The organism is Psychrobacter phenylpyruvicus DSM 7000 = NBRC 102152, assembly GCF_000685805.1.
Taxonomy (GTDB): domain Bacteria; phylum Pseudomonadota; class Gammaproteobacteria; order Pseudomonadales; family Moraxellaceae; genus Psychrobacter; species Psychrobacter phenylpyruvicus.
The window spans coordinates 1-13922 of sequence record NZ_JMKP01000032.1; the positions used below are offsets into that span (position 1 = coordinate 1).

The window sequence follows — 13922 nt, forward strand, 5'->3', positions numbered from 1 at the left end:
CAAACACCGCTAAGACGCAATATGACAGATAATAGACCTAAGTCTGATGTTAATCGATTGATGCGTTATCGACGTAATATTGAGACTGTTATTGGTCAATTGTCTGACTGCTTTAATATACAGAAAGTACGTGCTAGAGATTTATGGCATTTGTCTCATCGTTTAACGCGTAAGATTCTGGCGCATAATTTCTGTTTTCTTTTAAAAAAAAAACTTGGTAACCCGCCTCTTCAGTTTGAATTGCTAATAAAGTGTTGAGAGTGGGGTATTATTATAAAGGATTATATTGCAATACTACTACATTCTTACCACATATATCGATTAATATTCAACATTGAGTAACAATTAAATCTAATATGAAATGTAATATTTTTAACATATACAAAAATTATTGCTGTTATTTCAGCCTTATAAAAAACTTGCAATTATAGTGAAAAAAGAAATAAAAAAAGCAAGAGACTTATAAGCTCTTGCCTTTATACCTCTTACCTTCATGCTGTAAGTCTAATAGCTAACAAATTTCAATAAAAAAACCAACTCTTTATCACCACTTAGGCCTTAATTACTCAGCAGTTGCTAATCATTAACTTTTAAACAAGGGGCTGTAGCTAAATAAGCGGCTGTAGCACTTCACCTATGGTGTGAAATGAGCCACAAACCAAAATCAGATCTTCAGTATCAGTTGCAGCTATTACTTTCTCACCAACGACGCCTAAGCTTTTATAGCTAACAATATTTTGTTGATTGTATTTTTTTAGTACTGCAATTAATTGCTCAGTTTCTGCTGCTCTAGGGTGATCAATCATTGCCACATGCCAAGTGTTAATAGGCAGCTTTGAATCTACCAGTAACTGAACCACGTGGTCGATGTCTTTATCCGCCAGCATAGAGAATACAATATGTAATTTGGCTGCTGGATGGTCTTCTTTGTGCTGTTGCCACAGAGGCTGAAACTGGCTCAATAAGAAGGTCATTCCACGCTCATTATGTGCCACATCAAATAACCAATGACGCTGTGCAATCTCTCTAGCATCAAAGCGTCCTGCTAACTTAACAGCTTGCAGTCCAGATTTGATATGCTCAGGAGTAATGGTCAGCTCACTAGCCAGCACGGCAGCTACGGCATTGTTACTGTTAATCAAAGACAGTTTTGGCTTAGGCAACTGCATGCTTATACTGGCACTACTAAACTGCCAGAACTCTGCTTGTTCAGTAAAGTCATAGTCTTTACCTACTTGATAATAAGGGCAGCCTAGTTGCTGGATCTTATCCCTCACAGACTGCGGCATATCTTTCTCACCATAGATTAATGGTATACCCTCTCGTAAAATACCAGCCTTCTCAAAGCCAATTTTCTCCCGAGTATCCCCAAGCCAATCAACATGATCAATGCCAATGTTGGTGATAACGGCCAAATCAGGATTGATAATATTGACCACATCCAGTCGGCCCCCTAGTCCCACTTCCAGAACCCAAACATCACAGTCTGCTTGTGCAAAGATCAGCATCGCTGCCAAAGTGGTCATCTCAAAGAATGATAACGTTAAGTCACAGGTTAAACGGGCTTGTTCGACCTCATAAAAAGCCTCAATTAATACTTGATCTCCCACAGGTTGTCCATTAATACGCACTCTTTCATTAAAGTCTATCAGGTGGGGCGACTGATAAAGAGCGGTCTTGTAGCCGGCTTGTTGGCAAATTTCACTAATAACTGCGGTAGTAGAGCCTTTGCCATTGGTACCTGCGACAGTGAACACATAAGCATCATCTTTGGCAGACTGTATCAAGCCTAAATGATTGGCTACAGGCAGCACCCGAGACAAACCCATGTCTATTGCTGAGACATGTATCTGCTGCATGTAATAAATCCAGTCCGATAAAGGACTGGATTGATTGGGGGGATTGACAACTGTTGTGGGGGTTGAAGAAGTATTAATCACGATGCCTCTCAGCAAAAAAATAAAAAACTAGCAGCAAATAAAATAAAAAAAACAGTTAACCTATTTATCCAGTTAAGCTGCTTGTCCAATTAACCTGCTTATAAAAAAACCAAATACATTCAGCTTAGCTTTGCATTAGCTTAGCCAGTAGTCGATGCACCGTATCATTTAGCTGATGACGGTGAACCACTTGGTCAATCATTCCATGCTCTAATAAGTACTCTGCCCGCTGAAAGGGCTCTTCTAAAGTCTGTCTAACCGTCTGCTCAATAACCCGTTTACCGGCAAAGCCAATCATGGCTTTCGGCTCGGCAAGGTGGATATCGCCTAGCATCGCTAAAGAAGCAGTTACTCCACCATAAACAGGATTGGTCAGCACCACAATATAGGGCACTCCTGCCAGACGCAAGCGTTCAATAGCGGCTGCAGTTCGAGCCATCTGCATAAGCGATAGCACCCCTTCTTGCATACGGGCGCCACCAGAGGCTGCAAAACAGATTAACGGTATTTTTCGTTCAAGGGCCACTTCTGCCGCTTCAACAAAACGATCGCCGACCACGGATCCCATTGACCCGCCCATAAAGCGGAAGTCAAAGGCACAAGCCACCACATCCATCTCGCGCAGCTTACCTTTAAACACAACCAATGCTTCACTTTCACCGGTTTTTTGTTGCATTTGCTGCATGCGCTGTGGATAAGGCTTACTGTCCACAAAGCTTAAAGGGTCACCGGTATGAAACTGCTGACCCAGCTCCTGCTCGATCTGATCCAGGAAGTCAGCCAAGCGTTCACGAGCGGTCATTGCCAGATGATGATCGCAATGCGGACAGACATAACTGTTAAAAATCAAAGCAGTATTGGTGGTCATAGAATGACACTGCGGACACTGAGTAGAAGGCTCTGTCTCGACCGCTGTTAATTGCGGTAGAGTGTGACGCTTCACTCTGGGCACAGGACGAGACAGCCAAGTCTCACATTTAGGCTCTGTGGTAGCGGTATTCTTATCAGACTGTGATCCAGAATCCATAGTAGCTTCAACCCCTTTTTTGTTGGATTGAGTCTTGGTCGGGTTACTATTATTTGTCATAAGTACATCAAATTATTATTAATAAAAAGTATTTACAGCAAGCTTTTGAGCTAAGCCAATTGATCTAAAGCTTGGCGTAGCTCATCCATTTTTTTCATAATTTTGGCCTGAGCGGCTGCAATCTCATCGGCACTGGAGTTACTGTCTAAACCCGTAAAGTTTTTCACCAACTCACTACCCACGATTACCCCATCAGCATACTGCCCAATGGCAGCCGCTGACTGACCATCGCGAATACCAAAGCCAACACAAATAGGTAAGTCTGTTTCTTTTTTGATCGCCTGAACCTGTTCTCCAACCGCTGCTGTATCTAGACTTGCAGAGCCGGTAACCCCTTTTAGCGAAACATAATAAATATAGCCGCCACAATGGGTCATGACTTGCTTACGACGTTCAGGTAAGGTCGTGGGGGATAATAAGAAAATCTTATTCATATTATGCTGTGCTAAACGTTGTACAAAGTCTCCCGATTCAGCAGGCGGTAAGTCCACCACCAACACCCCATCTACGCCACAGTCGTCACACAATCTAATAAATTCATCATAGCTAATAATCTCAATCGGATTTAAATACCCCATCAAAATCACTGGCGTGGTGCTGTCAGTTTCACGGAACTTTTTCACCATTTGTAAAGCTTGATGGGTACTGGTGCCCCCGGCTAATGCCCGTTCGCCTGCCAATGCAACTGTAGGTCCATCGGCCATCGGATCTGAAAATGGCAGCCCTACTTCAATCATATCCGCTCCGTGACGTACCAAGTCGTGCATCAGGTCCACAAAGCTGTCTGGAGAGGGATCGCCTGCCATTACATATGGAATAAGTGCTTTTTTATTTTGTTTTTTTAAAGTTTCAAATGCGGTTTCAATTCGGGTCATGATATTCCCTTAATAAATAAACGGGTCGATACTCAGTAAAACTGAAGGTGGTTGACATTTTTTAAAGCCTTTAAGCCCTTAAAAACTGCCGTTTAAGATAAATAAAGCTTAAAGCTCAATACCCTCAGCTTTCATGACAGAATGCAGGTCTTTATCCCCACGTCCTGACATATTGACAATAATACTCTGGTCTGGAGTCATGGTTTTAGCCAGTTGTAAACCATAATATACAGCATGGGCCGACTCTAACGCCGGGATGATACCCTCTTTACGAGTCACTTCATGGAAGGCGTGCAAAGCTTGCTTATCGGTACAACCCACATACTCAACACGTTTAATATCTTTTAAGAAACTGTGCTCAGGACCGACACCTGGATAATCTAGACCTGCTGAAATCGAATGGGTTTCTAAGATTTGACCTTCATCATCAGCCATTAAATAAGTACGGTTGCCGTGTAATACCCCGACGCGACCTTTGGCCAAAGGAGCTGAATGACGTCCTGTTTCTAAACCATCGCCGGTAGCTTCCACACCATAGATTTTTACGTCTTTGTCATTTAAGAACTCATAAAACAATCCGATGGCATTTGAGCCGCCCCCGACGCAGGCCACTAGTGCATCTGGCAGCTTGCCAGTTTTTTCTAAATGCTGAATGCGCGCTTCTTTACCAATAATGGCCTGAAAATCACGAACCAGTAGCGGATAAGGATGAGGCCCAGCAACGGTACCAATAATATAATAGGTGGTGTCGACGTTAGTAACCCAATCACGCATCGCTTCGTTCATGGCGTCTTTTAGAGTGCGTGATCCTGACTCAACCGCCACCACTTTGGCGCCAAGCAAACGCATACGATAGACGTTCATCTTCTGACGTTCTACATCGTCTGCACCCATGTAAATTATACACTCAAGGCCTAAACGCGCGGCAATGGTTGCCGTCGCTACGCCATGTTGACCAGCACCCGTTTCAGCAATGATACGTTTTTTACCACTCATCTTCGCCAGTAGTGCCTGACCGATGGTGTTGTTTACCTTATGAGCTCCGGTGTGGTTTAAGTCTTCACGCTTAAAATAAATTTGTGCACCGCCGATCTCATCACTAAGACGCTTGGCATGATAAAGTGGCGTTGGACGACCCACATAATTTACAAGATCATTGTGGTATTCTTCCCAAAACTTAGGGTCTTGCTTGACTTTATAATATAAAGTCTCCAGCTCCTCTAGAGCAGCCATCAACGTTTCAGAAACGAAGCGGCCGCCATGAATGCCAAAGTGACCACTTGGGTCGGGATACTGATTAAAATCGGTAATGCTTTCTACTTCATCATTGTGTGGTACATTATCAAAGGTTTTCATATTTGGTTTTACCCTACTTATATAACAATTATAACAATGAGCTGTCTTGTTAATGATTTATTGTTAACTGACTGCTTGGCAGTAGTTAGATATTAGTTTGTAGTAGCTAGATATTAGATAATGGAAATACTAATGTTAACTGGGCCATCGGGTACTTTTTACAGAGCGGATAAAGGCTGCCATTTTGCCGGCATCTTTTATTCCTTTGGCAGACTCAATACCGCCGCTGACATCGACTGCTTGAATAGGCAGCTTTAAGGTATCGCCAACATTGTCAGGCGTTAATCCACCCGCCAGAATAATAGGCAACACACTGCCTTTGGGTATTAACGACCAGTCAAAGCGCTCACCGGTACCCCCATAAGCCTCTTTGTGATAGGCATCCAATAATATACTGCTTGCTCCGGCCTGAGCGTAGTCTTTAATTTGAGACTGAATACTTTGTAAATCATGGGTGTCTTGATTGATACGAAGTGCTTTTATCCAGCGTTTATTAACACTTTTCGCCAGTTGTTGACACAGCTCAGCAGACTCATCACCATGGAATTGAATCACATCAAAGTCCACGCTATTGGCCAAGGTCACAAGCTCTGAGGGCTGCATGTTCACTACCAGTGCCACGACACTAACAAAGGCCGGCACTTGCTGCAGCAAACTCTGGGCCTGCTCAGCAGTAACAGCGCGAGGGCTGGGAGGATAAAACACAAAGCCAAGTGCATCAGCCCCTAGCTCAATCGCTTGCTGTACATCACTGGCTTGGGTGAACCCACAAAATTTAACCTGCATTGACCCTGTAATCCTTTTACCAAACTCAAACTGCCAAATCAAACTTATCGTAGCATACTTTTTGGCAAATTTAGCAGTGCTTACACTAACTTACCCCATTTAAAGCCTATAACTGCCAATATTAATAGTTATAAAAAATATAAGCTGACAAAGGATACCCGATGACTGCCATTGCCCCCACTCCCCAAGCCTCTTACCTTATTTGGTTTCGACGTGACCTACGCCTTGAGGACAATACTGCTCTCTCAGAATTAACCGAGATGGCAAAACGAGGGTCAGAACAGCCCCATATAAAAGCCTTATTTGTGGTGACCCCTGAGCAGTGGCTTGAGCATGCTATGTCTTTGGCTCAAGTGGACTTTATTTTTCGCAGTTTAAAGACATTAGCAGAGTCTTTATTAAATCAATTAAACATTGAGTTGCACCTATTACAGACTCCTAATTACAGCACTTGTATAGACGCCATCGACAACTTCTGTCAGCAGCATAACATTAGCCATATTGCCAGCAACTATGAGTATGAAGTTAATGAGATGGCTCGAGATACGGCACTTGAACAGCAGCTTAGCAAGAGCAGTATCACCTTTCATCGTTATCATGACCAGTGTATCTTACCGCCTGGCTCAGTCACTACCAATGATGACTCTATGTATAAAGTGTTTACCCCTTTTTATAAGAAGTGGCAAAGCATTTTGGACACAGGCCTAGTAAATTTGCATCCACTTGCAAAGCTTGATAACAATAAGCCAGATTCAGATATTTTGCCGCAAATCTTAGCCACTATTGAGGATTTGCAGCAACAAACGCTTAGGCTATTTTTAGAAAAACAATTTGATCAAGAGTCAACTGCTCAGTCGTTATTGCAAACCGTACGTCAAACCTATCCTGCCGGCGAAGATCAGGCTTATAAACGCTTGCAGCAGTTCTTAGCAGAAGATGTACAACAATATGATATCGGTCGTGACCAACCCGCATTAGAGGCTACCAGTCAACTGTCTGCCTATCTAACCATAGGCGCAATTAGCCCACGTTTATGTTATCTCCAAGCCAAACAAGCGGCCCAGTCTGCTTATGAAGCCAAAGCCCATAACTTCAATGAGCCGAATGAAGATGCTGGTGCTGAACAAGACATACAACGCTGGATTAGTGAGCTGGCTTGGCGAGATTTTTATCGCCACGTTATGGTAGATCGCCCCGACATCGTCAAGGGAGCTGCTTTTAATAAAGTCGCCGACCAAAAGGTAAACTGGTCTTATGACTTATCAGATTTTGAAAAATGGTGTAAAGGACTAACCGGCGTGCCTTTAGTAGATGCTGCCATGCGTTGCCTGAACCAAACTGGATTTATGCACAATCGCCTGCGTATGGTAACTGCCATGTTTTTGACCAAAGATTTATTTATTGATTGGAGAATGGGCGAGCGCTACTTCATGCAAAAGCTTATCGATGGGGACTTTGCGTCCAATAACGGCGGCTGGCAGTGGAGTGCTTCCACCGGCACCGATGCTGCACCCTACTTTCGTATCATGAATCCATTCAGCCAAGGCAAGACCCATGATAAAGACGCTATTTTTATTAAGACTTGGCTACCTGAATTAAAAGATATCCTGGCCAGTGTTTTGCATGATGAGACGAAGCTCAGACAGGCTTTAAGCAAAAAAGGCAGCTTTGCTCATATTGACTACCCTCAACCTATGGTAGAACATAAGCAAGCCCGCCTTTATGCCATTGAGCAGTTTAAAGGATAAGATAGGATTGATTAGGACAAAACCTAATGACCTATAATACTCTAGTCAGCTGGCTGACACGCCCCTGCTCCTTGAGTATTCACACTAACTTCCGCTCCAGTCATGACGAACAACTGTTGCATCGCTTTTTTTGCATTATCTTCAGCTTGTTGCATCACCCCATCAGCACAAGCACGCTTAAGTACTTCTTGCTTAGCACTGGCTTGAGCTTGAGCCAAAATCTCTGGCTCAGCTTTGAGCATGCCAAAAAAGCCACCCGACTGCCAATCATAAACTTCAACATCGTCCAGATAGACGGTAAAAATTTCTGCAGGTGGCAGAGTAATCATGATATTGGGCATCAAAGTGATGGGCAGATCAGCATTGCCTTGTGCTTCAGCTTTGGCTTTCGCCGCCGCGATTTGCTCCTCAGTCGGTTCTGTCACTTGCACCATCTCTGGACTTAAGTCACTTAAGTCTACCCCTGCGACTACTCGACCACGAGCGATAAACAAGCCTTTTTGTTCATCTTGCCACAAGCGTTGCCAGGTGCCTTGCTGCTCACTGGTGATTACAGTATCAACGTTATAAGCCACAGTTTCTAGGCGGTTAAGCTCTTGAATCTTACTGACCACCCCTTCTCGGCTAACGGTCTGAATTTGCGGTGAATTATCTTGGTTAAAGTGCTGCCATAGCAAGACGCTAAGCAGAATCAAAACCAGTAAAAATACCAGCTTTAGCAGCACTCCACTACTTTTGGCAGTAGGTTTAGGGGTAGGATTGGGATTTGACCCAGGTTGTGTTGTATTGTTCATGGTTCGCCTCGTGTAATTTTTATTTTCAGTTTAAGCTTTGATATTGAGTTTAAGAGGTAATATAAGCTCTGATACAGTTTATTTATAAATAGAGTAGAAATTCGGTTAAATATAGCCAATAAATTAGGCATTGTCTGTTGAGTTAAAGCGGTAATAAAGCAATTTTTAATGCAATCTGATTGCCTTTGAATGCAAATCGGCCTTAAATTGTGCCTAAATTCCCTAAGAAGTTAAAAAAGGATTGCGTCACAGCCCGACTTTACCTAACATAGTCAGGTTATCACTATTATTTTTCCTTACTAATATCATGTAACACCGTAATAACCGTCTAAATACTGATTAACAGCGAATTTGAGACGGGGTTTATTGACGGTGCTTTTATTGTTTCAGTGAGTTTTTTTAAAGTTAATGTTATTGTTAATCACCCTTTAACTACATTGAGTAAAGTCGAGTCAGTTATGAGAGCCAGCCAGTTTTTATTTGCTACCTTAAAAGAAACCCCAAGCGATGCTGATATCGTATCTAGCCAACTTATGGTACGAGCCGGTCTTATTCGTAAGCTAGCTTCAGGGCTATATGTTTGGTTGCCTATGGGCCTTAAGGTTTTGCAAAAAGTTGAAAAAATTGTGCGTGAAGAGATGGAAAATATCGGCGCACAAGAAGTCCTCATGCCTATGACTCAGCCTGCTGAGTTATGGCAAGAGTCAGGACGCTTTGAAGATTATGGTCCTGAACTTTTACGCTTCACCGACCGTCACAATCGCGACTTCGTACTAGGCCCGACCCACGAAGAGGTCATCACTGATTTGGCGCGTGGTGAATTACGTAGTTACAAACAGCTGCCTGTCACTTTCTTCCAAATTCAAGGTAAGTTCCGCGATGAGATTCGCCCTCGCTTTGGTATCATGCGTGCCCGTGAATTTACTATGAAAGATGCCTATTCTTTCCACGTAGACCAGCCTTCATTAGAAGTAACTTATCAACAAATGTATGATGCCTACACCCGTATTTTTCAACGTCTGGGCTTAAATTTCCGTGCGGTATTGGCCGACACCGGCTCAATCGGTGGCTCAGCTTCTCATGAGTTCCATGTACTGGCCGGCAGTGGTGAAGATGCCATCGCCTTCTCTGATGGCTCAGACTACGCAGCCAACGTTGAGCTGGCTGAAGCGATATGTACTGATGAGCGCGCTGCCCCAACCCAAGATAGACAAGATGTTTCTACCCCAAAAATCCAAACCAACGAAGATTTGGCTAAGTTCCTAGACATTCCTTTAGAAACTACTGTAAAAACCTTGGTGGTTAAAGGTCATCGCATCAATGAAGACGGCTCTGAGGGTGAAGAGCAATTGGTAGCATTAGTGGTACGTGGCGACCATACCTTAAATGAAATTAAAGCAGAAAAAATCCCTGAAGTGGCAACCCCGCTAACCTTCGCAACTGAAGAAGAGATGAAAGCGGCTGGTCTGAAAAAAGGCTTCATCGGTGTGGACTTAGACATTCCTGTCTATGTTGACCGCGCAGCGGCTGCCATGAGCGACTTTGTATCAGGTGCTAATGAATACGACATGCACACTACAGGTATGAACTGGGAGCGTGATGCCCAAATCACCGAAGTGGTTGATATTCGTAACGTAGTAGAAGGCGACGCTTCTCCTGACGGTAAAGGCAAGCTAAGCATCAAACGTGGTATCGAGGTGGGTCACATCTTCCAGTTGGGCGATAAATACTCAAAAGCACTAAACTGTACCGTTATGGGTGAAGATGGCAAGCCGGTAACGCTAATGATGGGCTGTTACGGAATCGGCGTGAGCCGCATCATCGCCGCTGCTATCGAGCAAAATCATGATGATAACGGTATCATTTGGGCCAAAACACCAGATATCAAAGATTCAATCGCACCGTTTGACATTGCCATTGTGCCCATGAAATCAAAAGAAGATACAGTGATGCAAACCGCTGAAGCTTTATATCAGGAGCTTAAGGCCAAAGGCTTAAACGTTATCTTAGATGACCGTAACGAACGTCCTGGCGTGAAGTTCGCTGACCTTGAGCTTATCGGTATCCCGCACCGTATTGTGGTCTCTGACCGTAACTTAGCCGAAGATAAGTATGAGTATGTCGATCGCCGTGATGGCGAAAAACTGCTACTTAGTCGTGAAGAAGTATTGGCAAAAGTTAGTCAGTAACTTAATCTGCTATTGTTAAAGCTAGATATGATTAAGCTGCTAAAGCCATGACTTAAAAGGAGACTCTCATAGTTGAGGGTCTCTTTTTTTTGTGATTTTTTAGTACTTTTTGGTTATGGGGCTTTTCTTATTGCTGTTTATAAGGAGTATAATTAGCTTATAGGTTAATAGTTTTAATTAAAATTTAAAATTACCTTAACCCTTGTTGATTATCTTAATCTTTAGGTAGGGATAGCAATGATTACTCTCTCGCTCCATAGGATTATTTACGTAGAGGTTATATATGCAATTTGCAGTGATTGGACTCGGTGTATTTGGTAGAGCTTGTGCTTTTGAATTACAAAGCCAAGGCAACGAAGTACTTGGCATCGATATGGACGTGCAAGAGGTTAATAAAGTCAGTGATATCTTAAGTCACTCTGTTATCGCTGATGCTACCGATATTGAGACTTTAAAAGAACTAAACTTAAGCCAGTTTGATGGGGTTATCGTCAGTATTGGTGAAGACTTAGAGGCCAGCTTACTGTGTACTTTAAACTTAATTAAACTGCCCGCTAAGAACTTATGGGTAAAAGCCAAAACAGATGCTCACCATGATATTTTGCACAGCTTAGGGGTTGAAAATATCATTCATCCTGAGCAGGACATGGGCATTCGTATTGCACAGGCCATGGCCTACCCTATGATGAAGCAGTATTTGGCGCTGGGTAACGAAGAATTTGTAGTGCGCATTGATGTGCCACAAAATGCGCGCCCAATTAGTGTCGGCAAAATTAAAAGCCGCCACCCAGACACCTCTTTACTGCTGATTATTCGTAATAATGAAATATTACGTGATTTCAATAATGATACCTTAATTCAGTACCCCGACCGAGTGTTATATACCGGACTGGTTAAAGACCTTAAGTATCTTTCGAAGTCATTTACTCAAAGCTAAAGACGCCCTAGTAAGTCAGAAGCTGACTTAGCTTCTGACTTATATTGAATCAAGATATGACCCTATAAAATAACTGAGGTCTGAAAAGAACTATGCCATCAAAGACAGCCAAATTTGTGTCCTCACCCCCAGCCATTTTAGCAACAGGCTTCTTATTTCTTATCACTTTGGGAACCTGTCTACTTAAGCTGCCTTTAGCCACTTTTGACTCTATCTCCTGGTTACAAGCCGCCTTTACCGCTACCTCTGCAGTTACTGTCACTGGGTTGGCGGTTGTCGATACCGCTAATTTCACAAAGCTTGGCCAAGTCGTCATTGCCATGCTGATTCAATTCGGTGGGCTTGGTTTTATGACATTCGCAGTTTTTGCTTTTATTAGCTTGCAACGACGACTGAATATCGTAGGTCAAAAAATCGCCCGAGAAGCTTTTGCCGAGACCAGCTTTGGTAATATCACTACCACCGCTAGGTCAGTAATCATGATCGCCTTGTCCGTTGAATTGGTCGGTTTTATTGCCTTGAGTATTACTTTTTTGCAAGAGATGCCAGTATTTGAAGCGCTGTATGCTGCTTTCTTTTACACAGTTTCAGCATTTAACAATGCTGGGTTTGCCTTGAGCGGCGATAACCTTGCGCCCTACGTAGACAATAAAGCGATTAATATCATTATCACCAGTCTGATTATCGTTGGTGGTCTGGGTTTTATCGTTATCAAAGACTTGATCGACAAACGTAGCTGGAGCAAAGTGAGCGTTAATACCAAAGTAGTTATTGCTGCTACTGCCTCATTAAACTTAGTCGCTTTCGTTTTGTTTTGGCTACTCGAGCACAACAATCCCAATACCCTAGGCAATTTGAGTTTTAGTAACCAGCTGACAGCAGCTTGGTTTCAAGCAATTACCCCGAGAACGGCTGGATTTAACACCATCCCTATTGAGCAGCTAACCGATGCCAGCACTCTGCTAACTATGTTTTTAATGTTTATTGGGGGTGGCTCTTTATCTACAGCTAGTGGAATTAAAGTGGGTACCTTTGTTATTTTGATCCTGACCACTTGGGCTTTCTTAAGTCAGCGTGATCATGTGGTTATTTTTAAACGTCGTATTCCAGATCGTTTGGTCAGAAAATCTTTGGCTTTAATTAGTATTACCATGATGCTCATTTTTTTGAGCGTATTTGTGCTGTCTATTGTAGAGGCTGACCACCCTTTAGATGACGTCCTGTTTGAAGTGGTTTCTGCCTTAAGCACTGTGGGCTTAACTCGTGGCTTGACCTCTAAGCTTAGTCAAACGGGTGAGATTGTTATTATGTTTATGATGTTTGCCGGACGGGTAGGACCTTTGACCTTAGCTTATCTAATCGCTATGCCCAAAAGCTCTCGTATTCACTATCCTGAAACCAATGTATTGGTTGGATAGTAATTTAAGTATTTATACGGAAGTATAAATACTTGTCTATATTTATACTTCTGCACCTTAAGGGAGTAAGGATAATTATGAAAAACTCAATATTAATGGCTACAGTACTTGTTGCAAGTATGGGCTTAAGCGGTTGTAACCCGCCTGAGAATGACCCCAATATCTTATATAGTGATGAGCACAAAGACCCTATTAAAGAGCTTGAGGTTGATGCTATCCCGAGCAATGATATGCCGTTTCAGAAACTATATTATGTCCCCGTTTATTCTAATATTTATGGGGATGAAGACAGTCCAAAAGTGATGTTGTCTGCCACTTTAAGCATTCGCAATACTAGCTTAGACAACAGTCTATATGTCACCAAAATTGATTATTACAATACTAAAGGCGACTTTGTGCGCTCCTATTTGACCAAGTCTATCGAATTACCCCCTATGGGAACTTTAAACTATATCGTTGAAAAACATGATGATACTGGCGGGGATGGCGCAAACTTTGTGGTGGCTATTGAAAGTGAAGCGAAGAATATTTCACCGCTGATTGAATCTATTATGATCGGTACCTTCAACAATAAAGCTTTTTCATTCACTAGTGATAGTCTGGTCATTGAGGATTCAAAAAAAGAAGCTTATTTTAGTAACGAATCCCGTTAGTTTTTTAGTTATGAAGGGTTGTGAATGATAGTTATAGATGTTCAATAAAAAACTCAGCCTACTTAAGCTGAGTTTTTTATTAATGATTTGAATAATAAAAACTATTTTAGTAAACCGTCTAAAAACTTAATTAAGCCAC

At 42.5% G+C, this 13922-nt stretch carries 12 protein-coding genes; 6 read left to right on the forward strand and 6 right to left on the reverse strand.

Annotation, left to right across the window (positions count from 1 at the left end; translation table 11 throughout):
- A partial coding sequence (locus tag G561_RS14510; RefSeq protein WP_155954124.1) for a transposase occupies positions 1-258 on the forward strand: 258 nt, incomplete at its 5' end.
- 350 nt (positions 259-608) lie between these two features.
- Here G561_RS14510 and folC read toward each other — a convergent pair.
- The 5 genes from folC to G561_RS0110935 all read right to left on the reverse strand — a co-directional run bounded on the left by folC (position 609) and on the right by G561_RS0110935 (position 6044).
- Positions 609-1937, reverse strand: coding sequence for a bifunctional tetrahydrofolate synthase/dihydrofolate synthase (gene folC / locus G561_RS0110915; RefSeq protein ID WP_373277684.1), 1329 nt, complete (start codon positions 1935-1937; stop codon positions 609-611).
- Between the two features lie 127 nt (positions 1938-2064).
- Positions 2065-2967: an acetyl-CoA carboxylase, carboxyltransferase subunit beta gene (gene accD / locus G561_RS0110920; RefSeq protein WP_051584520.1), complete on the reverse strand. Its 903-nt coding sequence runs from the start codon at positions 2965-2967 to the stop codon at positions 2065-2067.
- Between the two features lie 110 nt (positions 2968-3077).
- A complete protein-coding gene (gene trpA, locus G561_RS0110925) occupies positions 3078-3902 on the reverse strand; it encodes a tryptophan synthase subunit alpha (RefSeq protein WP_028859594.1) in 825 nt (274 codons plus the stop codon).
- Between the two features lie 108 nt (positions 3903-4010).
- Positions 4011-5258 carry a tryptophan synthase subunit beta gene (trpB, locus tag G561_RS0110930; RefSeq protein ID WP_037032270.1) on the reverse strand — a complete coding sequence of 416 codons (1248 nt, stop codon included), beginning with the start codon at positions 5256-5258 and terminating at the stop codon, positions 4011-4013.
- A 135-nt stretch (positions 5259-5393) separates the two neighbouring features.
- Complete coding sequence (locus tag G561_RS0110935; protein ID WP_028859596.1) at positions 5394-6044, reverse strand: phosphoribosylanthranilate isomerase; 651 nt, start codon at positions 6042-6044, stop codon at positions 5394-5396.
- A 161-nt stretch (positions 6045-6205) separates the two neighbouring features.
- Between G561_RS0110935 and G561_RS0110940 the strand changes: the two genes are divergently transcribed.
- Positions 6206-7792 carry a cryptochrome/photolyase family protein gene (locus G561_RS0110940; protein ID WP_028859597.1) on the forward strand — a complete coding sequence of 529 codons (1587 nt, stop codon included), beginning with the start codon at positions 6206-6208 and terminating at the stop codon, positions 7790-7792.
- A gap of 41 nt (positions 7793-7833) precedes the next feature.
- On the opposite strand, the gene G561_RS0110945 is transcribed toward G561_RS0110940, so the two are convergent.
- Complete coding sequence (locus tag G561_RS0110945) at positions 7834-8586, reverse strand: DUF4230 domain-containing protein (protein WP_028859598.1); 753 nt, start codon at positions 8584-8586, stop codon at positions 7834-7836.
- A 458-nt stretch (positions 8587-9044) separates the two neighbouring features.
- Between G561_RS0110945 and G561_RS0110950 the strand changes: the two genes are divergently transcribed.
- From G561_RS0110950 to G561_RS0110965, 4 genes are all read left to right on the forward strand, one after another.
- Entirely contained in the window at positions 9045-10775 is a 1731-nt protein-coding gene (locus G561_RS0110950; protein ID WP_028859599.1) for a proline--tRNA ligase, read from the forward strand.
- A 283-nt stretch (positions 10776-11058) separates the two neighbouring features.
- Positions 11059-11712 carry a potassium channel family protein gene (locus G561_RS0110955; protein WP_028859600.1) on the forward strand — a complete coding sequence of 218 codons (654 nt, stop codon included), beginning with the start codon at positions 11059-11061 and terminating at the stop codon, positions 11710-11712.
- A 92-nt stretch (positions 11713-11804) separates the two neighbouring features.
- On the forward strand, positions 11805-13130 hold the full coding sequence (locus G561_RS0110960; protein ID WP_028859601.1) for a TrkH family potassium uptake protein: 1326 nt from the start codon (positions 11805-11807) through the stop codon (positions 13128-13130).
- A gap of 77 nt (positions 13131-13207) precedes the next feature.
- A complete protein-coding gene (locus tag G561_RS0110965) occupies positions 13208-13783 on the forward strand; it encodes a DUF3124 domain-containing protein (RefSeq protein ID WP_028859602.1) in 576 nt (191 codons plus the stop codon).
- Positions 13784-13922: the final 139 nt, after the last annotated feature.